Below are 20,942 nucleotides of genomic sequence, written 5' to 3' on the forward strand. Positions count from 1 at the left end.
GCGGCCCCATCGAACATCTCGCGGCGCCCGCCTCGCGTGCGGCGGCACCCCACCACCCCCGACAAGGATCAGACATGCCCCCTCGCCAGTCATTCGGCGTCGACTTCTTCGCCCGCGAGGCACTGCCGGCCCCTCGGGTGACGGAGGGCGACGCGCAGCGCATCGCCGCCGAGGTCTTCGGGCTCGCCACCCACGCCGTATCGCTGGGCAGCCAACAGGACACCAACTTCCTGCTGCGCGGATCCGACGGGAAGCCCGCGGCCGTACTCAAGATCGCCAATCCGGCGTTCGGCGAGACCGAGATCGAGGCCCAGGACGCCGCCGCCGACCTCGTCGCCGAGGCGAACCCCGCCCTGCGCGTGGCCACCGTCCTGCGCGACCACGACGGCGCGCGCCAGGTCGCCGCGGTCGACACCGCCGACGGACCGCTCACCGCGCGACTGCTGCGCTACCTGCCCGGCGGATCCCTCTCCGGGCCCCGTCACCTCTCGCCGCGTACGGTGTCGGCCATGGGGGCCGTGGCCGGCCGGGTGAGCAGCGCCCTCCACGACTTCCGACACCCCGGACTCGACCGCGTCCTGCAGTGGGACCCGCGGCACGCGGACCGGGTCGTGGAGCTGCTGCTCCGTCACGTGTCCGAACCCGCGCGCCGCGCTGCCGTCGAGACGGCAACGGCCGAATCCTGGGCCGCCGTACGCGAGGTCGGCGACGGACTGCCCCGCCAGGCCGTGCACCTGGACCTCACCGACGACAATCTGGTCCGAGCGGCCGGCAGTCCGTCCCACGTCCCCGACGGGATCATCGACTTCGGTGACCTGACGCACAGTTGGGCCGTCTCCGAGCTCGCGGTGACCCTGTCGTCCGTACTGCACCACGATGGCGCCGAACCCCACCACGTCCTCCCCGCCGTCCGGGCCTTCCACGGCATCCGCCCCCTGTCCGCCGACGAGGCAGCGGCGCTCTGGCCGCTCGTCGTGCTGCGCGCCGCCACCCTCGTCGTCAGCGGCCGCCAGCAAGCCGCCGTCGATCGGGACAACGCCTATGTGAACGCGGCGCTCGACCGGGAGTGGCGGATCTTCGAGCAGGCCATCGCGGTGCCCTCCGCCGTGATGACCGGCCTGATCGACGACGCGCTCGAACTGCCCCGTCGGCCGGCCCCCTCCCTGCCGGTCCTCGGGCCCCTCGTGGCGGACCTGACCGCATCCGGTACGAGGCTGCTCGACCTCTCCGTCGAGTCCGACGCGATGGACCACGGCACGTGGCTGGAGCCCGGAACGGAAGAGCGGCTGGCGGCCGAGCTGCTCGACCGGGGCGCCGACGCCGTGACCACCGCGTATGCCCAGCCGCGCCTGAGCGCCTCCGCCGTACTGTCCGCCACCTCATCCGCGACGGTCCCCACCGGCATCGACCTCTGGCTCGGCAGACCCTCGGAGCTGCGGGCCCCGCACGACGGCGAGATCGTCCACGCGTCACCCGGCCGGGCCACCCTCACCTGCGGTTCCCGGCTCCTCGACCTGTCGTGGAACGGCGCCGACGCCCCGTACCCGCCCACCGGCAGCCTGCTGCGCGCCGGCGACCGGCTGGCCGCCCTGCCCTCCGGCACCCGGCTGCACCTGACCCTCCGGCACCGGCACGGTCCCGAAGTCCCCGCCCTGGTCAGGCCCGAGTACGCCGCGGGCTGGCTGGCGCTCACCACCGACCCCGCGCCCCTCATCGGAGTGCCGACCGCCGAGGGCCGGCCGCAGGAGGACCTGCTCGCCCGGCGCGACGCCTCTTTCGCCACCGTGCAGGAGCACTACTACGGCAACCCGCCCAGGATCGAACGCGGTTGGCGCCACCACATGCTGTCCACCGACGGCCGCGCCTACCTGGACATGGTCAACAACGTCACCCCGCTTGGCCACGCGCACCCTCGTGTCGAGCGGGCCGTGGCACGGCAGTTGCGCCGACTGAACACCAACTCCCGTTTCCACTACGCGTCGGTCGTGGAGTTCTCCGAACGGCTGGCCGCCCTGCTGCCCGCGCCGCTCGACACGGTGTTCCTCGTCAACTCGGGCTCCGAGGCGGTCGACCTGGCCATCCGGCTGGCCATCGGAGCCACCGGCCGCCACGACGTCGTCGCGCTGCGCGAGGCGTACCACGGCTGGACCTACGCCTCGGACGCCGTGTCCACCTCGATCGCCGACAACCCCAACGCCCTCGCCAGCCGCCCCGACTGGGTCCACACCGTGGACTCGCCCAACCCCTACCGAGGGAACCACCGCGGCGAGGCCGCGACGGCCTACGCGACCGAAGCCGTCCGGACCGTCGAGGACCTCGCGGCGACGGGACGGGCGCCGGGCGCGTTCATCAGCGAGTCCTTCTACGGCAACGCCGGAGCCGTCGCGCTGCCCGACGGCTATCTCGCCCAGGTCTACGCGGCCGTGCGGCGCCACGGCGGACTGACGATCGCCGACGAGATCCAGGTCGGTTACGGCCGTCTCGGCTCCTGGTTCTGGGGATTCGAGCAGCAGGGCGTGACACCCGACATCGTCACCGTGGCCAAGGCGATCGGCAACGGCCACCCGCTCGGCGCCGTGATCACCTCACGGGCCGTGGCCGAGCGCTACCGCGACCAGGGCTACTTCTTCTCCTCCACCGGCGGCAGCCCCGTCTCCAGCATCGCCGGCCTCACCGTCCTCGACACCCTCCGGGACGAGGACCTCCAGGGGAACGCGGTACGCGTCGGCGCCCACCTCAAGGCCCGGCTCGAGGAACTCGCGGAACGCCACCCGCTCATCGGCGCCGTCCACGGAGCCGGCCTCTACCTCGGCGTCGAACTCGTCCGCGACCACGCCACCCTCGAACCCGCACCCGAGGAGACCACGGAACTCTGCGACCGCATGCTGGACCTGGGCGTCATCGTCCAGCCGACCGGAGACCACCAGAACGTCCTGAAGATCAAGCCGCCGCTGTGCATCGACCGCACGGCCGCCGACTTCTTCACCGCCACCCTCGACCGCGCCCTCACCGAACTCCGGTGACACCTCCTCGTCGGTCCGCCCCGGGGGCGCAGCGGCCGGAAGGAGGCAGTAGCCCGTCCACGGGGCATACCTGGTGACGGAGGTGAACGCGATGGACGCGCGGATCGGCCGGGGCGTCAAGGCGCTGGCGATGCTCGGGCTGCTGCTCGTGGCCGCGGCGGCCGTGGGCTGCGGGCCGGGAGCGGAGCAGGCGACCGGGACCGTACGCGGCACGGTCGTACGGCCGCCGGGGCAAGACCCGCGGTCGGGCGGAGGCGGGTCGGACGGCCGGGACACGGCCCGGGTGCCGGTGAACGGCGACCCGGTACGGGCGCGGGACGAGCACGGCCGCGTGGTGGCGAGCACGGTCAGCGCGCCGCCCGACGGCGGCTTCCGCTTCGACCTGCCGCCCGGCGCGTACCGGATCACCGAGGACATCCTCGGCGTCGGCGTACAGGTGCGCGTACGGGCAGGGGAGACCGTCACCGTGACCCTGACCCTTCCGTCCGTCTGAGTGACGGCCGCCCGCCCACACTCGACCGAAGGGGTGCAGTTCGTCGGCGAAGGGGTGTCCGTGACGCCCTGTGGCTGGCGTTCCTCACGCTCGGTGATCACGCTGCTGCTCGTCTCGTACACCTCCCGACGAGGAGATCCGCGCGTGAAAGCCGCTCCGGCTCGCCCCGGCATCAGACGGTCCCGATCGGTCATGGGCCGCGTACTTGCCGCCACTCTCACCCTGGGGCTCACGGCCCCCCTGCAGGCGTGGGCGAACACACCGCCTCCGGCGCCCGCGCCGGCCGACCGGGAACTGCTCAGCAGCCCGACGGACCTCACGAAACTGCCCCGCCCGAAGAACGCCGGTCGCACCCCGTTGGTCGCGCAGGCCACCCCCGGAGTCGCGATCATCGACGCGTCGGCGGCGGCCTCCAGCGGCGGCGGCAACGAAACGTCGATCGCCATCAACCCGGCCGACACCAAAGAGATCGTGATCACCCGGTTCAACGGGTCCTGGTCGGGCGTCGGCGGCAGCAACACAGACCTGCTGCACTCCCTCGACGGCGGCATCACCTGGACGAACCGCGCCACCATCCCCTTCCACGGCCTCACCGACACGACGAACGGCCCGAACGACCAGACGGTCGACTTCGACCGCAACGGCAACCTCCACGGCGCGTTCCTCACCTGCAGCTCCGCCACCATGACGGCCGCGTTCTGCGCCACGTCCCACGTGGTGACGGGCGCGACGGACGACCCGGCCGACGCGACGCACTGGAGATGGTTCGGCAACCCGCCCACCCAGGCCACGAGCGGCACCCGCACGGGGACCGACCAGCCGTGGCTGCTGGTCAACCGCGACGCCACGAACGCCGCCCAGGACAACGCCTACATCGCCATGCAGGACTTCGGCGGCGCCCCGGACGCGCGCGTGGCCGTCTACGACGGCGCGGTGGCGTCCCAGCCGGCCGGAGTCAGCCGGGACAACATCGCCGGCACCATGAGCCCCCTGGTCACCAACGGGGGCCTGCGGCTGGCCAAGGACCCGCGCGCCACGGGCGGCGGCGCGATGTACGCGCTGTACCAGACCTCGACCGGCACGAACCAGACCAACAGCGTGCTCCGCAACCAGCCCGTCAGCGTCACCTGGCGGCTCAACCGGTCGACGGACAACGGACAGACCTGGACGCTCAACGGCAACACCAACGGCATCGCCGTCGCCACAGAGAACAGCGACCAGGGCCTGGGCTTCAAGTTCGGCGGCGTGAACGCCCTGCTCGGCGGCATCGACCACGCGGCCGTCGACCCCGGCAACGGCGACGTCTACGTCGCGTACGGCGCCGACACCGCCTCCGGCAACAACCAGCTGCGGATGCGCCGGCTCACCCCCAACGGCTCCGGCGGTCTGACCGTCGGCGGGGCGGTGAACATCTCGGCGTCGACCGACGCGGCAATGCCGTCCGTCGCGGTCCTCGACAACGGCACCATCGGCGTCCTGTACGACACGTTCGACGGCACCAACACGGCCGGCTTCCCGGTCTTCTCCGCGCACCTGGCCCGCAGCACCGACCACGGCGCGACGTTCACCGACACCCTGCTGCAGACCTTCTCGTCACCGCAGACGGACCAGACGGGCTGTGACACCCGCCCGCAGCCGCCGAACCCGAACCCGCCGAACCTCACCTGCGCCCGGCAGCGCGTCCTCGGCGACTACCAGCAGCTGAAGGCCGTCGGGAACACCTTCTACGGCGCCTTCCCCGGCCACACCGGCGGCCGCGACCCCGTCGGCTCGCCGCCGATCCACGCCCTGTTCTTCAGCATCCCGCAGCGCACCGAGACCTCCCTGTCCTCCTCGTCCAACCCGTCGGTGTACGGCCAGCCGGTGACGTTCACCGCGGCCGTGCGGCCCGTCCCGGACGGCGGCACCGCGAGCTTCAAGGTCGACGGCAACGCCCTCGGCGGAGCGGTCCCGGTCGACACGACGACGGGCCGGGCGACCTCCGACCCGATCGCCACGCTGAGCGTGGGCGACCACACCGTCGACGCCACCTACAGCGGCACCACGGACTTCCAGGGCAGCACGGCCGCCTCCCTCACCCAGACGGTGAGCAAGGCGCCGACCGTCACCACGCTCACCTCCAGCGCCAATCCGTCCTCGTACGGCCGGCCGGTGACCTTCACGGCCGTCGTCTGCCCGACCGGCGGCAGCACCAACCCCACGTCGGCGCCGACGGGCACGGTGACCTTCCGGGACGGCAGCACCGTCCTCGGCACCCGGACGCTGAGCCCCGGCGGCGGCACGAACTGCGCGCAGGCGCAGCTCACCCACGCGAACCTGCTGCCCGGCAGCCACACCGTCACCGCCCAGTACAGCGGTGACGGCAACTACCTGGCCGGCGACCCCGCGAGCCTGACCCAGACGGTGACCTGCACCCGGACCATCACCGGCGACTGGCCCCGGGACGTGTTCGCCAGCCGTGAGAGCACCTGCATCATCGACGCGAACGTGGGCGGCACGGTCCACGGCATCGCGCAGGGCGCGCTGTTCATCGGCCACTCGACCATCGACGGCAGCGTCCTGTCGACGCGGGGCACCCTGTTCGCCATCTGCGACAGCACGATCGACGGGACCGTCTCCGTCGCCCGGGCCACCGGATTCGTCCTCCTGGGCGACCCCGGTGACGACGGCTGCGCACCCAACCACGTCACCGGAGGCGTACAGCTGTCCGACAACGGCTCCGGCGCCGAGCTCGTCTCCAACCTGATCGACGGCTCCGTCCAGGTGAACGGAACCACGGGCAGCGGACCGTTCCCGATCGACAACCGGGCCGCGATCGTGGGCAACACCATCGGCGGATCGCTCAGCTGCGCGCGCAACGTGCCCCCGCCGACCAACCGGGGCGTCCTGAACGACGTGACCGGTAGCCGACGCGGCCAGTGCGCCGCCCTTTGACAGTACGACAACAAGTGAAGGCCGCCACCCACAGGCTGGGTGGCGGCCTTCGCCACGTCACGGTGGGCTGGGCAGATGGAGGACGGCCGCGCCGTGGACGCGGCCGGCGGCGAGGTCGTCCAGGGCCGTGTCGGCGTCGGCGAAGTCGTAGCGGGTGAGCGTCGGCCGCAGCCGGTGTTCCGCGGCGGCGGCCAGGAAGGCGCGGCCGTCCTCGCGGGTGTTGGCGGTGACGCTGCGGACGGTCCGTTCCCGGAAGAGGTGCCTCTGGTAGTCCAGCCGCGGGATGTCGGACAGGTGGATGCCCGCGACGGCGAGCGTTCCGCCGCTGCCCAGGGCCTCCAGGGCCACCGGGACGAGGGCGCCCACGGGGGCGAAGAGGATGGCGGAGTCCAGCGGTTCGGGCGGCCCTGTCCGGGCGTCGCGTGCGGAGGCGGCGCCGAGCTCCAGGGCGAGGGCCCGGGCGGCGGGGGAGCGGGTGAGGACGTGGACGGTGGCGCCCTCGGCGAGGGCGAGCTGCGCGGTGAGGTGGGCGGAGGCGCCGAAGCCGTAGACGCCGAGCCGGCCGCCGGCGGGGAGGTCCGCCCGGCGCAGGGCCCGGTAGCCGATGATCCCGGCGCAGAGCAGGGGCGCCAGCTCCTCGGCCGGATATCCGGAGGGCATCTCGTAGGAGTGGTCCGCGGGGACGGTGGCGTACGCGGCGTAGCCCCCGTCCGCGTCCCAGCCGGTGTAGAGCGACGAGAGGCACAGGTTCTCCCGGCCGCGCGTGCAGTACGGGCACACCCCGCACGTACCGCGGAGCCACGGGATGCCGATCAGGGCACCGGCCGTGGGCCCAGTGACCCCACGGCCTGTGGCCACGACGTCGCCTACGGCCTCGTGGCCGGGCACGACCCGCTCGCGGTGCGGCAGCAGGTCGTGGTCGCGGACGTGCAGGTCGGTACGGCACACACCGCAGGCCCGGACGCGGACCAGCAGCTCGCCCGGCGACGGGGACGGTACGGGCAGTTCCGCGCGCTCCAGGCTGCCCGATCGGTCGGCGGGGACGACCCAGGCCGGCATCGTCTCCGGAAGCGGGGTGTCCATGGGGCCTCCTCGGCTCGACCACGGAATCGGCCGGGTCACGCGGGGCGCCCCCTTCGGCTCGCCCGGCCCTCTTCCGAGCGTCTTCCCGGACCACACGCACGCATGCCGGGACATGCCGGGAGACGGGGGCCGGGGCATGAGGAGGATCTTCGCGGGCAGTCGAACGGCGAGGGAGCCGCGTCCCTCACGACCCAGGGAGCTGGTGTGATCATGGCACGTGCCGCACGGACCGGCCCTCCGACCCGTCCGGGCCCGTCGGAGCCGCAGCCGACGCCCCCTACGAACCCCTTCCCTCCCGACCCACCGCCACCGGCACCGGGTCCCCGGCCGGCACCGCCGCCGCGGCCCGGTCCCGAGCGCCGACCACCGGAGGCGACGGCGGGTACGCCGCCCGACGACCCGGTTCCGCCGAGCCCCACCCCGGCGCCGGGGCCCGGCCCCGGCCCGCAGCCGGGCCCGCTCCCCGGCCCGGTGCCCGCACCGGGCGGCCCCGACCCGGTGCCGCCGGCGCCGCCGCAGCCCCGACCGGATCCTCCTGGACCAGGCGGCCCGCGCCCGGAGCCGGGGCCTCATCCCGGTCCACTGCCCGGGCCGGTACCCCTGCCGGAGCCGGTCACCTGACTGCTGTCACGTCCAGGCGGTGAGCAGTCTGCCGTGGTGGCCGGCCAGCCAGGTGGCGAAGTCCTGGAGGGCCGGGTTCAGGTCGCGGACGGCGACGAGGTCCCGGGCCGCGGTGAAGCGGTGCTCGCACTCCGCGTAGAACTGGAACATGTTGCCCGACTCGTCCGCGCCCGGGAATCCCTGCGCGCGCCACTCGTCCGGGCTGAGGGGTCGGTACCGCACCGGTTCGTCGAGGGACAGGCTGAGGGCCGCGGCCATGTCGGCGACCTTGAGGTGCTCGCCGGCGATGCTGATCGTGGCGGCGATCAGGTCGGCGCCCCGCCGGAGAATCGACAGGGCGGTCCTGCCGATGTCGTCGACCGCGATGCCGGAGAGCCGGCTCCCGCCCATGGGGTAGGTGAGCTGGAAGGCGCCGTCCGGGCCGCGCTGCGGGGCGAAGGCGCCGAACAGGTTCTCCCAGTAGAACGTGGCGCGCAGGAACGTGGTCGGCACCGCTTCCTCGGTGAAGTAGTGGTCCGCTTCCGCCTTGGCGTCGAAGTGCGGCACCTTGTAGTGCTCCTGGAGCGTGGGCATGCGGTCGTCGTCGAGCGGGATGCACTCCCGGGTGTCCTCGAGGGTGGACCAGACCGCGTGCTGGATGCCCGCGTGGGAGGCGGCCTGGGCGAGCGCCTGTGCCTGGGCCTTCTCGCGTTCCGCGGACAGGTGCTCCCAGAAGTTGGTGACGAGGAACGCGCCGTACGCGTGCTCGAAGGCCGGCGCGAGACTGGCCGGATCGTCCATGTCGGCCTGGACGATGTCGTCGACGCCGAGACGCTTCAGCTCCTGGGCGGCCTCCCCTTCGGGGTGGCGGGTGACGGCGCGTACCGTGAACTCGCCCTCGCGGTCGGCGAGGACGGCCCGCACGAGCCCGCCGCCCTGCCTACCGGTCGCTCCGATCACCGTGATGATCTTCTTCTCGGTCATGGCTCGATCGCCTCGCACCTCGGACTCGTGATTCGGCCGCTGTCGTCCCGCTCGCCGTCCGTCCTATCCGCCCCCGCCCTCCCGCTTGTCCTCGTCGACGATCTCGGCGTCGACGATGTCCTCCTCGCCTCCGGCCGTGGGCCCGGCGTCGGAGGGGGCCTGCTGTGGGGAGCTGTACATCGCGGCGCCGATCCGCTGCGCGACCGTGCTCAGCCGGTCGACGGCGGTGCGGATCTCGGCTGTATTGTCGCCTGGGGCGGACTCGCCCTTGAGCTTCTCCTTCAGCTCGCCGAGCGCGGCCTCGACCTCGGCCTTGACGTCACCGGGGACCTTGCCCTCGTTGTCCTTGAGCAGCTTCTCGGTCTGGTAGACGAGCTGCTCGCCCTGGTTGTGGGTCTCGGCGGCCTCGCGGCGGCGCCGGTCCTCCTCGGCATGGGCCTCGGCGTCGCGCATCATCCGCTCGATGTCGTCCTTCGGCAGCGAGGAGCCGCCGGTGACGGTCATCTTCTGCTCCTTGCCCGTGCCGAGGTCCTTGGCCGTGACGTGCATGATGCCGTTGGCGTCGATGTCGAAGGCGACCTCGATCTGCGGGACGCCACGCGGGGCCGGCGGCAGACCGGTCAGCTCGAACATGCCGAGCTTCTTGTTGTACGCCGCGATCTCGCGCTCGCCCTGGTAGACCTGAATGGTCACCGAGGGCTGGTTGTCCTCGGCGGTGGTGAAGATCTCCGAGCGCCGGGTCGGGACCGTGGTGTTGCGCTCGATCAGCTTGGTCATGATGCCGCCCTTGGTCTCGATGCCGAGGGACAGCGGGGTCACGTCGAGGAGCAGGACGTCCTTGACCTCGCCCTTCAGGACACCGGCCTGCAGGGCCGCGCCGACGGCGACGACCTCGTCGGGGTTCACGCCCTTGTGCGGGTCCTTGCCGGTGAGCGAGCGCACCAGATCGGTCACCGCGGGCATCCGGGTGGAGCCGCCGACCAGGATGACGTGGTCGATGTCGGCGACCTGGATCCGCGCGTCGTCGACCGCCTGGTGGAACGGCGTCCTGCAGCGCTCCAGGAGGTCTTCCGTCATCTTCTCGAACTGCGCCCGGGTGAGCTTCTCCTCCAGGTGCAGCGGGCCCTCGGCGGAGGCCGTGACGTACGGCAGGTTGATGGACGTCTCGGTCGCCGACGACAGCTCGATCTTCGCCTTCTCCGCGGCCTCGCGCAGCCGCTGCACCGCCATCCTGTCCTTGGACAGATCGACGCCGTACCCGTTCTTGAACTGCTTGACCAGGTGGTCGACGACGCGCTGGTCCCAGTCGTCACCACCGAGGTGCGTGTCCCCGTTGGTGGCCTTCACCTCCACGACGCCCTCACCGATCTCTAGGAGGGACACGTCGAAGGTGCCGCCACCGAGGTCGAAGACGAGGACCGTCTGATCGTTCTCCTTGTCCAGGCCGTACGCGAGCGCGGCCGCGGTCGGCTCGTTCACGATGCGCAGGACGTTGAGCCCCGCGATCTCGCCCGCCTCCTTCGTGGCGGTCCTCTGGGAGTCGTTGAAGTACGCGGGCACGGTGACCACCGCGTCCGTGACCTCCTCCCCCAGGTAGGCCCCGGCGTCGCGCTTCAGCTTCTGCAGCACGCGGGCGGAGATCTCCTGGGCGGTGTACCGCTTGCCGTCGACCTCGCCGCTCGCGGGGAACCGCCAGTCGGCTTCTCCCATGTGCCGCTTGACCGACCTCACGGTGCGGTCCACGTTCGTCACGGCCTGCCGCTTGGCCAGCTCGCCGACCAGCACGTCACCGCCCTTGGCGAAGGCGACCACGGACGGGGTGGTCCGCGCACCCTCCGCGTTCGCGACGACCGTCGGCTCACCGCCCTCGAGGACGGACACGACCGAGTTCGTCGTTCCCAGATCGATACCCACCGACCGAACCATCATCGGCCTCCCAACCATCACCGAGGCACGCCCGGCGTCGAGCGCTCCACGTCTCGGCGACTTCCCCGGCACGCCCGGCACATGCCATCCCTCGGGAGATGGCCTGCCCCCCCGCGTGTTCGGCAGGCCCGCCGCGACCACCCCGACCTGCTCCCCCTCCTGGACCGCACCCTGACCGACGGCTGAGGGCTCCGGCCCGGGAGAGGGAGAGGGGGAGGGGGAGGGAAAGGGGGAGGGGGAGGGGGACGCGCCCGGTGGGTGCGCGGGTCAGTTCAGCTCGTCGGGGTGCGGGCCGGTGCGCAGGCCGCGGTCGAGACCGGCGATCGCCGCCATCTCCTCGTCCGTCAGGACGAAGTCGAACACGTCGAAGTTGGCGCGGATCCGGGCCGGGGTCACCGACTTGGGGATGACCACGTTGCCGAGCTGCAGGTGCCAGCGGATGACGACCTGCGCCGGCGACTTGCCGTGGGCGGCGGCGATCGCGGCGATCGCCGGGTCGTCGAGGACCGCGCCCTGCGCCAGCGGACTCCACGCCTCGGTGGCGATCCGGTGCTCGCCGTGGAAGGCGCGCAGTTCGGACTGCTGCAGCGCGGGGTGCAGCTCGATCTGGTTGACGGCCGGGGTCAGCGCGGCGCCGTCCATCAATCGGCGCAGGTGCTCGGGCTGGAAGTTGGAGACGCCGGCGGCGCGGATCCGGCCCTCCTCGGCGAGCCGCTCCAGGGCGCGCCAGGAGTCGCGGTACAGGTCACGGGCCGGGGTGGGCCAGTGGATCAGGTACAGGTCGACGTAGTCCAGGCCGAGCTTGGCCAGGCTGTCGTCGAAGGCGCGCAGCGTGGCGTCGTAGCCCTGGTCGGCGTTCCACAGCTTGGTGGTGACGAACAGCTCCTCGCGGGCGAGCCCGGAGGCGCCGAGGGCACGGCCGACGCCGGCCTCGTTGCCGTAGACGGCGGCGGTGTCGATGCTGCGGTAGCCGGCTTCGAGGGCGGAGGTGACGGCGGCGGTGGTCGCGTCGTCGGCGACCTGGAAGACGCCGAAGCCGAGCTGCGGGATCTCGACGCCGTTGTTCAGCGTGACGGTGGGGACGGTGGAGGTGGTGGACGGTGCCATGGTGTGCGGGTGCTCCTTCACTTGGTGCGGGTGGAGAGGGTGTAGCGGACGGTCTGGGCGCTGATGAGTCCGTCGCGGAAGACGAAGGTGTCCACGCCGTCGGTGACCTCGTGGGCGCTGCCGGCGGCGGCCCACCGCAGGAACAGCACGTCTCCGGCGAACTGCGGGGTCAGCTGCCACTCGGCGTCGGGAAGGTCGGCGAGCAGCCGGCCGATGCCCTCGCGGACTCCCGCGCGTCCGGTCAGGACGCCTTCGGGAGTGAGGAAGACGGCGTCCTCCGTGTAGTTCTCGCTGATGAGGTCCAGGTCGCCGGTGCCGAGGCGCCGGCCGTGGTCGGCGAAGACTTCCTGCGGGGTGCGGGTGTGCGGGGTGTTCATGGAGGGTCGCTCCGGGGGATCGAGGGACCAGTGGGGTGGAGGGGACGGGGATCAGTGGTGTACGGGGGAGGGGGCGGCGGACGCCGTGACGGCACCGGCCTCGACGGCGCCGGCACCGGCCTCGTCCGGGACGCGGTCGGCGTCCTTCGCGGGGGTCCGGCGCTCCAGCGCGGCGGACCAGAAGGCGAGGCCGAGGGCGGCGGCGGCGAGGGCGGCGCCGACCCAGTTCGGGGAGGTGTAGCCGAGGCCGGCGGTGATGACGATGCCGCCGAGCCAGGCGGCGAGCGCGTTGCCGAGGTTGAAGGCGCCGATGTTGACGGCCGAGGCCAGGGTCGGCGCGCCGTGGGCCTGGTCGAGGACGCGCTTCTGCAGCGGCGGCACGGTGGCGAAGCCGAGCGCCCCGACGAGGAGGATGGTGATCGCGGCGAGGACCTTGTCGTGGGCGGTCACGGTGAACAGGGCGAGGACGATCGCGAGGCCGCCGAGGGTGGCGTACAGCAGGGGCATCAGCGCCCGGTCGGCGTACCGGCCGCCGAGCAGGTTGCCGAGGAACATGCCGACGCCGAAGAGCACGAGCAGCCAGGTCACGGCGCCGTCGGAATAGCCGGCGGCGTGCGTCATCATCGGCGCGATGTAGGTGATCGCGGCGAAGACACCGCCGAAGCCGAGCACGGTCATAGCCATCGCGAGCAGCACCTGCGGGTTGCGGAAGGCCTTCAGCTCGCCGCGTAGCCGGGCGCCCTCGGGGCGGGGCATGGCGGGCACGAGCCTGACGATGCCGAGCAGCCCGATCACGCCGAGCGCGGCGACGATCGCGAAGGTGGTGCGCCAGCCGACGGCCTGCCCGATGAAGGTGCCGAGGGGCACGCCGACGATGTTGGCGACGGTCAGTCCGGTGAACATGGTGGCGATGGCGCCGGCCTTCTTGTCCGGGGCGACGAGCTCGGCGGCGACGACGGACCCGATGCCGAAGAACGAGCCGTGGGCGAGCGAGGCGATCACGCGGCCGGTCAGCATCATCCCGAAGTTCGGGGCGAGGGCGGAGGCCAGGTTGCCGAGCACGAACAGGCCCATCAGCAGCATGAGCATCCGCTTCCGGCTCACCTTGTTGCCGAGGACGGTCAGCAGCGGCGCGCCGAGGACGACGCCGAGCGCGTAGCCGGTGACCAGCAGGCCCGCGGTGGGGATGGTGACGCCGTAGTCGGCGGCGATCTCGGGCAGCAGACCCATGATCACGAATTCGGTCGTACCGATACCGAAGGCCCCGACTGCAAGAGCGAGCAGAGCGAGCGGCATGGCTCGCCCCCTTCCGGAATTGCTTGAACGATCCCTTTGCATGCCTTCACAATAGTTGCATGCGCGCCATACTTGCAAGCGCGGGTAGGTGGTGTGATCTGGATGGCGCTGACCGCAGGCTAAGTCGGCCCAGGGGTGACGCGGGCTGCTCGGTACTGCTGTAGGGCTCCCGTCGAAGGCGGCGGCGCGTCGGCTCGTCGCCGTGACCCTGGCCGGGCTGTTGCCCGCGGCCCGAAGCGCGGATCGGACTCCCGCCGGGGCGGAGGAGGAGCCGGGCCATGAGTGTGGTCACCGCCGTGGCCGTCACCACGGCCACTGACGGCGGCCATACCCCCTCCCCGTATCATGGGGCGCGCCCGGTCGCTACGGATCGGGCCGAGAACGGAGGGTGAAGTGGCGACGCGCCAGGAGACCGCGACATGGCCGGGCCGATGTGTGCTCGCCGTCGTGCTGCTCTTCGGCATCGTCTTCATGCACGCCCTGGGGCACTCCGACGAGCACCGCGCCGTCGGCGTCACCGCCCACACGACGGCCGGGTCGCACGCCTCCGCTCCGGCGGTGGAGCAAGCGGCTGCCGCCGACGACCATGGCGCGTCGCACCCGGCACCCGCCCATGGGGCGGGAGTCGCCGCGCTCTGTCTCGCCGTGCTCGGCGCAGGCATCGGACTGCTCCTCCTGTGGCGTGCGGCCCGCAGGCGGCTGCCGCTCGGCGATGTCTCACGGGCGACGGAGCGACTGGCGTACGCGCTCCGCGCGATCCCGCCTCCCGCTCCGCCCGGGTCCCTCCTGGCACGCCTGTCGTTGTTGCGCATATAGGGCGACCGACCGCTCCTCGCCGCGAGCGGAACCGATCCCTTTCGCATGCAACGACCACGTCAAGAGGTTCCACCGGCATGACCCGACCCACCCGTCGTACCGTCCTCGGCGCCGGACTCGCCGCCGCCGGCACCGGCCTGCTGACCGCCTGCTCCGGCAGCGGCACCGGTCACTCGTCCCACGGAAGCGGCGCATCGACGCCGACCGGTGACTACGTCACCCCCGACAGCAAGGAGGTCGGGGCGACCGAGGCGCTGCGCAAGCCCGGCCCCGAGCGCAAGGTGAGGCTCACCGCCGTCGAGACCCCGCTCGACCTCGGCGGCGGACGCACGGTCCGCTCCTGGGCGTACGGGGACGAGCTCCCCGGCAAGGAGGTCCGGGTCACCGCCGGTGACACCCTCGCGCTCACCCTCGCCAACAACCTTCCCCGGGCCACGAGCATCCACTGGCACGGACTCGCGCTGCGCAACGACATGGACGGCGTGCCCGGACTCACCCAGCGCGACATCAAGCCCGGCGGCTCCTTCGACTACCGCTTCACGGTCTCCCACCCCGGCACGTACTGGCTTCACCCGCACTCCGGCGTCCAGCAGGACCGCGGCCTGTACGCGCCGCTGATCGTCGAGGACCCCAGGGAGCCCCTGAAGTACGACAAGGAGTGGGTGATCGTCCTCGACGACTGGGTCGACGGCGTCGACGGCTCCACCCCGGACGCCGTGCTCGCCGAGCTCGGCAAGGGCATGGGCATGGGCGGCATGGACCACGGCGGCTCCGCCTCCGGGAGCATGGAGGGCCACGACATGTCGAACATGTCGATGACCTCGATGACCTCGATGACCTCGATGACCACGAAGAAGTCCCCGTCCCCGAAGCCGGCCGGCCTCTCCCGCATGCTCATGGGCGCGAACAGCGATCTGCTCGGTGGCGACGCCGGAGACGTCGGGTACCCGCACTACCTGATCAACGGCCGTACGCCGCAGTCCCCGCAGACGTTCACCGCGAAGCCCGGCGACCGGATCCGGCTGCGGATCATCAACGCCGGGGGTGACACCGCCTTCCGGGTCGCCCTCGGCGGACACCAGCTCACCGTCACCCACACCGACGGCTTCCCGGTCGAGCACACGCGGGCCGACGCGCTGCTGCTCGGCATGGGCGAGCGCATCGACGCCCTCGTCACCGCCGGGAGCGGCACCTTCCCGCTGACCGCGCTCGCCGAGGGCAAGAGCCGCACCGCCCTCGCCGTCCTGCGCACCGGCGGCGGAGCCGCGCCCGCCGCCGGTGCGCGCCCGAAGGAGCTGGACGGCAAGGTCGTGCACGGCGGCCGGCTCAAGGCCGCGGAGTCCGTGCGGCTCGAGCCGAGCCGGCCCGACCGCACCATCGAGTTCCATCTGACCGGCTCGATGACGAAGTACGACTGGGCCGTCAACGGCAAGAAGTACGACCCCGCTGTGCGCCACCCCGTCCGCTCGGGCGAGCGTGTCCGCCTGGCCTTCGTGAACAGCACGACGATGTGGCACCCGATGCACCTGCACGGCCACACGTACGCGCTCGCCGGCGGCGGTGCCCGCAAGGACACGTCCATCGTGCTGCCGGGCAAGCGGCTGGAGGTCGACTTCGACGCCGACAACCCGGGCCTGTGGATGATCCACTGCCACAACGTCTACCACGCCGAGTCCGGCATGATGACCGTCCTCGGCTACCTGAAGTAGAGACCGCGGTGACACGGGAGCGGCCCGGCCCGGCCGCTCCCGTGCCCCTCCACCGGGAGGTCGGCAGGTCATTCCGCTCGTGGGGCGGCGGTGGTCGTTTCGTTGCGTCGCAGGAGCGCGATCGTGGTGCCGAGGGCGATGAGGAGGGCCAGTGCGGCGTATCCGTAGGTGAGGGTCGCCGCGGTGGCGATGGCGGCGACGAGGAGAGGACCGCCCGCGTCGCCGAGTTCACGGCCGAGTTCGGCGGCGCCCATGGTCTGGCCCATGCGTTCCTCGGGGGTGCTCGTGGCGAGGGCGGCGAAGCCGAGCGGGGTGATCAGGCCGGTGCCGGCGCCGATCAGGGTGGCGGAGAGCAGGACCCCGGTCAGACCGGGCAGCATGGCGCAGGCCAGACCCGCAGCGGTGAGGGCCAGGCCCGAGGTGAGGCCGGTCCGGGTGGTCAGGCGCTCCTCGTCGAGGGCGCGTCCGGCGTAGGGCTGGATGACGGCGGCGGTGGCGGCGAGGACGGAGACGGCGGCTCCGGTCGCGATGGTGCCGAGTCCCGCGGCGGCGCCGGAGACGGGAAGGAAGCCGACACCGACGGAGAGTGCGGCGGTCGCGGCGGCCAGTGCGGCGGTGGGGCCGAGGAAGACGGGGTCGGCCAGGCGGCGTGCCAGGTCGAGGACGGTCTGGCGCTGCTTGGGCAGCGGAGGTACTGCGGGAACGGCGAGTGCGGCCCACGCGGCGACGGCTGCGCCGAGTACGGCGAGGACGGTGAAGAGGAGGCGCAGGCCACCGGCCCAGACCAGCAGTCCGCCGAGGAGGGGGCCGAGGGCGTAGCCGATGGACTTGTGGAAGCCGTAGCTGCCGAAGGCGCGGCCGCGCTTGGCCGCGGGGTTGAGGCGGGCGACGAGCGCCGAGGCGGACGGGGAGAAGGCGGAGGCGGCGGCACCCTGGCCGAGTCGGGCGGCCCACAGCCAACCGGGGCTGTCGGCCATGGCGTACAGGGTGGAGGCGGCGGCGAACGCGATTAGGCCGCTGATTAGCACGGGCTTGGCGCCGATGCGGTCGGCCAGGCTCCCGAAGACGGGCTTGAGGAGCACTTCGGCGCCGTCGTAGAGGGCGAGCAGTCCGCCCAGGACGAGGAGGGAGGTGACGGCATCCTCGGAGAAGGCGCCGAGGTTGGCGGCGATGCCGTGGGCCCCGAAGGCGGTGGTGAACCCGGCCGCGTACAGCGGCCACATCCGGGCCGCGGGAGCCGCCTGCCGGGCGGGGGTCGCGGTCATCGGGCGCCTCCCTCGTGGAGAACGGCGAAGACGCGCTCGGCGTAGTCCTCGCACACGGCCGCGCAGCTCTTGAGCCGGGTCGCGTCCTCGGGGCCGCGTCCCATGGCGTTGAGCGTCAGCGCCTGCCCCCCTGCCTTGTCCGTCAGCTCCAGGGCCCGGGCGATGCCCTCGGCGAATGAAGGCTCGACACAAGGACGAATGTAGCAATGGGGTACATCTGCTGGAGTGGCGAGCTTCCGAAGCGTTGCCCGATCTGTCCGGCTGGATCGGGCCGCCCGGGAACGCGGACCGGTCAGGCGCTGAGGACGCCCGTGCCGAGCAGGCCGAGGAGCAGTACGCCGACGATCACCCGGTAGACGACGAAGGCGTTGAAGGAGTGCCGGGCGACGTACTTGAGCAGCCAGGCGATGGAGGCGTAAGCGACGATGAAGGAGACCGCGGTCCCGACGACGAGCGGGGCGAGGCCGACGCCCGCGCCGACGGCGTCCTTGAGCTCGTAGACGCCGGCGCCGGTGAGGGCGGGGATGCCGAGGAAGAAGGAGAGGCGGGTGGCGGCGACCCGGTCGAGGTCCAGCAGGAGCGCGGTGGACATGGTGGCGCCGGAACGGGAGAAGCCGGGGAAGAGCAGGGCGAGGATCTGCGAGCAGCCGACGAGCATCGCGTCCTTGAACGAGGTGTCGTCCTCGCCGCGCTTGTGACGGCCCATCTGGTCGGCCACCCACATCACGCCGCTGCCGACGATCAGCGAGCCCGCGACCACCCACAGGGAGGCCAGCGGCCCTTCGATGAGCGGCTTGGCCGCGAGGCCCACCACCACGATCGGGATGGTCGCGAAGATGATCCACCACGCGAACTTGTAGTCGTGGTGGTAGCGCTCCTCCTTGTCGGCCAGGCCGCGTCCCCAGGCGGTGACGATGCGGACGATGTCCTTGAAGAAGTACAGGAGGACGGCGGCGATGGCGCCGACCTGGATGACGGCGGAGAAACCGACCACGGAAGGGTCGTCGACCGGGATGCCCATGAGCCCCTCGGTGATCTTGAGGTGGCCGGTTGAGGAGATGGGCAGGAATTCGGTGACGCCCTCGACGATGCCGAGGATGGTGGCCTGACCGAGGCTGATGGCGCTCATCAAGGTCCTGTCTGGGGAGGGGGGCGGGTACGGGTGCGGGCGTGTGGTCAGCGACCGGCGCCCGCGCGGCGCGCGGCCCGGCGGGCGCGCCGGAACTCCACGGCGAGCGGGAGCAGGGAGACGGCGACGATCGCCGCGATCGCCGGGAGGAGGTAGTGGTCGACGTCGGGGATGCTGGAGCCGAGGACGTAGCCGCCGAGGACCAGGCCCGTCGTCCACACGAGGCCGCCCGCGATCTGCCAGAGGGCGAAGGTGCGGGCGGGCACGCCGACCATGCCGGCGAGGGGGTTGAGGACGGTGCGGACCACGGGCAGGAAGCGGGCCAGGACGATGGCCTTGCCGTGGCCGTAGCGGGCGAGCAGGTCCTCGGCGCGGGCGGCGCCCTCGCGCAGATGACGGCTACGGGTGCGCTCGAGGAGGACTCGGCCGGCTCGGGCGCCGATCAGGTAGCCGGTCTGGGCGCCGAGGAGGGCACCGGCCGCGGCAGCGGCGAGGACGCCGGGGAGGGAGAGGTGGATGCCGCCCGAACCGCCGGTGCCTGCCGCGCACAGCAGGCCCGCGGTGAACAGCAGGGAGTCGCCGGGCAGGAAGAAGCCGATCAGCAGGCCGGTCTCGGCGTACAGCACGAGGAAGACGCCGACCGTGCCGAAGGCGGTCAGCAGGGATGTGGCATCCAGCGGGTTGAGGGCCTGGGGCACCTGGGGTTCCTTCCTGCCGCGGGCGAGCCGGGCGGCTGTCGCCGGGCACGGGGGCGTGGCACACTCGTGGAACAGCATTTACGCGTGCGTAGAACTTCTACGCGACTGTAGAAGATGGTCGGGAGAACGACAAACCCATGGACGCGAACACGCGCGATCAGGCATCCAGGCGGCCCAACGGCGCCCGGGAGACGCAGATCCTCGAACTGCTCCAGCAGGCCGACGGCGCCCTGACGCCCGGCGAGGTCGCCGAGCGGCTCGGCGGGGAACTCACGTACAGCACCGTCGTGACGATCCTGACCCGCATGCACGGCAAGCAGATGCTGCACCGCTCCCCGCGCGGCCGGGCCTACGCGTACGAGCCGGTCACCGACGAGGCCGGCTTCGCCGCCCGCCGGATGCGCTCGGTCCTGGACGACCGGCCCGACCGCGAGGCCGTCCTCGCCCGCTTCGCCGACGAGCTCTCCGACTCCGACGCCGAGCTCCTGCGCCAGATGCTCGGCGACGCCGGCAGCGGCGACCCACGGTAAGGAGCCCCCCTTGCGCTTCGCCGTCTACCTTCCGCTGCTGCTGCCGCTGCTCGCACCGCTCGGCGCCCGCCTCATCGCCGAGCGGTGCGAACCGCGCCTGGCCACCTGGCTGCTCACCGCCTCCGCGCTCGTCCTCGGCGCGGCGAGCACCCTGTGCCTCGGCCTGCTCGCCTTCACCGGTCTCGTCCGCCTCCCGCAGCTGGCCGCCCTCGGCCACTGGGCCCCGCTCACCGCACACGACGACCCGGCCGCGCTGCCCGTCGCGCTGGCGGCCGGCCTGCTCCTGGGCGGCGCCACCGTCATGGCCGTACGGCTCCTGCTCCGACGCGTTCGCTCGCTCGCCGCGGCGGCCCTCGAAGCGGCCTGCATGCCCGCCCGCGACGGCCTGGTCGTCATCGACGACGAGGCTCCCGACGCCTTCGCGCTGCCCGGGCTTCCCGGCCGCGTCGTCGTCTCCACCGGCATGCTGGACACCCTGGACGCGGCCGAGCACCGCATCCTGCTGGCCCACGAACGCGCCCACCTGACAGCCCACCACTACGCGTTCGTGGCCCTCGCCCAGCTCGGTGCGGCCGCCAACCCGCTCCTGCGCCCCCTCGCCCGGGCCGTCACGTACACGATCGAACGCTGGGCCGACGAGAACGCCGCCACCGCCACCGGTGACCGGCGCAAGGTCGCCCAGACCGTCGGCAAGGCCGCGCTCGCCGCCCGCCGCACCCTGGCCCGCACCCCGGGCGGAGCGCTCGCCTTCCTCGGACGCCGCGACCGCCGGCCCTCCGCCGGCCCCGTACCGCGCCGCGTCGCCGCCCTCCTCGCACCACCTCTCGGCCTCCACCCCGTCCTCGCGACAGCCACAGCAGCCGTGCTCGCCGCCGCGACCCTCGCCTCGGCCGAGGCGGTCCACGACCTGCACCTGCTGCTACGGGCCGTAGGCACCTGGTAGGGCCACTGCGCGATCAACGAGGAGCCGCA

General features: G+C 72.5%; 16 protein-coding genes. 7 read left to right on the forward strand and 9 right to left on the reverse strand.

All coding sequences use genetic code 11. The features are described 5' to 3' along the window. Positions 1-74 precede the first annotated feature (74 nt). The 3 genes from SVTN_RS36110 (at position 75) to SVTN_RS41280 (ending at position 6,450) form a co-directional block, all read left to right on the forward strand. Positions 75-3,023 (forward strand): aminotransferase, encoded by a 2,949-nt coding sequence (locus SVTN_RS36110; protein ID WP_041132859.1) that lies wholly within the window; start codon positions 75-77, stop codon positions 3,021-3,023. Between the two features lie 73 nt (positions 3,024-3,096). After that, complete coding sequence (locus SVTN_RS36115) at positions 3,097-3,516, forward strand: peptidase associated/transthyretin-like domain-containing protein (protein WP_041132860.1); 420 nt, start codon at positions 3,097-3,099, stop codon at positions 3,514-3,516. Between the two features lie 192 nt (positions 3,517-3,708). Beyond that, complete coding sequence (locus SVTN_RS41280; protein ID WP_052499507.1) at positions 3,709-6,450, forward strand: Ig-like domain-containing protein; 2,742 nt, start codon at positions 3,709-3,711, stop codon at positions 6,448-6,450. Between the two features lie 57 nt (positions 6,451-6,507). Here SVTN_RS41280 and SVTN_RS36125 read toward each other — a convergent pair whose 3' ends face one another. The 6 genes from SVTN_RS36125 to SVTN_RS36150 form a co-directional block, all read right to left on the reverse strand. After that, complete coding sequence (locus SVTN_RS36125) at positions 6,508-7,509, reverse strand: zinc-dependent alcohol dehydrogenase family protein (protein WP_179949640.1); 1,002 nt, start codon at positions 7,507-7,509, stop codon at positions 6,508-6,510. Positions 7,510-8,160: 651 nt separating this feature from the next. Further along, positions 8,161-9,117 carry an NmrA/HSCARG family protein gene (locus tag SVTN_RS36130; protein ID WP_041132862.1) on the reverse strand — a complete coding sequence of 319 codons (957 nt, stop codon included), beginning with the start codon at positions 9,115-9,117 and terminating at the stop codon, positions 8,161-8,163. Between the two features lie 63 nt (positions 9,118-9,180). Next, complete coding sequence (gene dnaK / locus SVTN_RS36135; protein ID WP_041132863.1) at positions 9,181-11,043, reverse strand: molecular chaperone DnaK; 1,863 nt, start codon at positions 11,041-11,043, stop codon at positions 9,181-9,183. 267 nt (positions 11,044-11,310) lie between these two features. Then, positions 11,311-12,150, reverse strand: coding sequence for an aldo/keto reductase (locus SVTN_RS36140; protein ID WP_041132864.1), 840 nt, complete (start codon positions 12,148-12,150; stop codon positions 11,311-11,313). Between the two features lie 17 nt (positions 12,151-12,167). Further along, positions 12,168-12,527, reverse strand: coding sequence for a nuclear transport factor 2 family protein (locus SVTN_RS36145; protein ID WP_041132865.1), 360 nt, complete (start codon positions 12,525-12,527; stop codon positions 12,168-12,170). Between the two features lie 51 nt (positions 12,528-12,578). Then, a complete protein-coding gene (locus tag SVTN_RS36150; RefSeq protein ID WP_041132866.1) occupies positions 12,579-13,823 on the reverse strand; it encodes an MFS transporter in 1,245 nt (414 codons plus the stop codon). 393 nt (positions 13,824-14,216) lie between these two features. Here SVTN_RS36150 and SVTN_RS36155 point away from each other — a divergent pair, with 393 nt between their 5' ends. Both SVTN_RS36155 and SVTN_RS36160 read left to right on the forward strand, forming a co-directional pair. Continuing rightward, positions 14,217-14,639, forward strand: coding sequence for a DUF6153 family protein (locus SVTN_RS36155; RefSeq protein WP_041132867.1), 423 nt, complete (start codon positions 14,217-14,219; stop codon positions 14,637-14,639). A gap of 77 nt (positions 14,640-14,716) precedes the next feature. Continuing rightward, on the forward strand, positions 14,717-16,348 hold the full coding sequence (locus SVTN_RS36160) for a multicopper oxidase family protein (protein ID WP_041132868.1): 1,632 nt from the start codon (positions 14,717-14,719) through the stop codon (positions 16,346-16,348). Between the two features lie 68 nt (positions 16,349-16,416). On the opposite strand, the gene SVTN_RS36165 is transcribed toward SVTN_RS36160, so the two are convergent. From SVTN_RS36165 to SVTN_RS36175, 3 genes are all read right to left on the reverse strand, one after another. Beyond that, on the reverse strand, positions 16,417-17,613 hold the full coding sequence (locus tag SVTN_RS36165) for an MFS transporter (protein ID WP_245727764.1): 1,197 nt from the start codon (positions 17,611-17,613) through the stop codon (positions 16,417-16,419). A gap of 292 nt (positions 17,614-17,905) precedes the next feature. Continuing rightward, positions 17,906-18,742 (reverse strand): undecaprenyl-diphosphate phosphatase, encoded by an 837-nt coding sequence (locus tag SVTN_RS36170; protein ID WP_041132869.1) that lies wholly within the window; start codon positions 18,740-18,742, stop codon positions 17,906-17,908. 47 nt (positions 18,743-18,789) lie between these two features. Further along, entirely contained in the window at positions 18,790-19,440 is a 651-nt protein-coding gene (locus SVTN_RS36175; protein ID WP_041132870.1) for a DedA family protein, read from the reverse strand. A gap of 137 nt (positions 19,441-19,577) precedes the next feature. Here SVTN_RS36175 and SVTN_RS36180 point away from each other — a divergent pair, with 137 nt between their 5' ends. After that, positions 19,578-19,970, forward strand: coding sequence for a BlaI/MecI/CopY family transcriptional regulator (locus tag SVTN_RS36180; protein WP_041132871.1), 393 nt, complete (start codon positions 19,578-19,580; stop codon positions 19,968-19,970). Between the two features lie 10 nt (positions 19,971-19,980). Further along, positions 19,981-20,913 carry a M56 family metallopeptidase gene (locus SVTN_RS36185; RefSeq protein ID WP_041132872.1) on the forward strand — a complete coding sequence of 311 codons (933 nt, stop codon included), beginning with the start codon at positions 19,981-19,983 and terminating at the stop codon, positions 20,911-20,913. The last annotated feature ends 29 nt before the right edge of the window (positions 20,914-20,942 follow it).

It is taken from the genome of Streptomyces vietnamensis (assembly GCF_000830005.1).
Lineage (GTDB): Bacteria > Actinomycetota > Actinomycetes > Streptomycetales > Streptomycetaceae > Streptomyces > Streptomyces vietnamensis.

Coding starts and splice junctions, on each gene's coding strand:
- SVTN_RS36110 (WP_041132859.1), top strand. CDS start 75: ATGCCCCCTCGCCAGTCATTCGGCGTCGACTTCTTCGCCCGCGAGGCA.
- SVTN_RS41280 (WP_052499507.1), top strand. CDS start 3,709: ATGGGCCGCGTACTTGCCGCCACTCTCACCCTGGGGCTCACGGCCCCC.
- SVTN_RS36125 (WP_179949640.1), bottom strand. CDS start 7,509: ATGCCGGCCTGGGTCGTCCCCGCCGACCGATCGGGCAGCCTGGAGCGC.
- SVTN_RS36130 (WP_041132862.1), bottom strand. CDS start 9,117: ATGACCGAGAAGAAGATCATCACGGTGATCGGAGCGACCGGTAGGCAG.
- dnaK (WP_041132863.1), bottom strand. CDS start 11,043: ATGGTTCGGTCGGTGGGTATCGATCTGGGAACGACGAACTCGGTCGTG.
- SVTN_RS36140 (WP_041132864.1), bottom strand. CDS start 12,150: ATGGCACCGTCCACCACCTCCACCGTCCCCACCGTCACGCTGAACAAC.
- SVTN_RS36145 (WP_041132865.1), bottom strand. CDS start 12,527: ATGAACACCCCGCACACCCGCACCCCGCAGGAAGTCTTCGCCGACCAC.
- SVTN_RS36150 (WP_041132866.1), bottom strand. CDS start 13,823: ATGCCGCTCGCTCTGCTCGCTCTTGCAGTCGGGGCCTTCGGTATCGGT.
- SVTN_RS36160 (WP_041132868.1), top strand. CDS start 14,717: ATGACCCGACCCACCCGTCGTACCGTCCTCGGCGCCGGACTCGCCGCC.
- SVTN_RS36165 (WP_245727764.1), bottom strand. CDS start 17,613: ATGACCGCGACCCCCGCCCGGCAGGCGGCTCCCGCGGCCCGGATGTGG.
- SVTN_RS36170 (WP_041132869.1), bottom strand. CDS start 18,742: ATGAGCGCCATCAGCCTCGGTCAGGCCACCATCCTCGGCATCGTCGAG.
- SVTN_RS36180 (WP_041132871.1), top strand. CDS start 19,578: ATGGACGCGAACACGCGCGATCAGGCATCCAGGCGGCCCAACGGCGCC.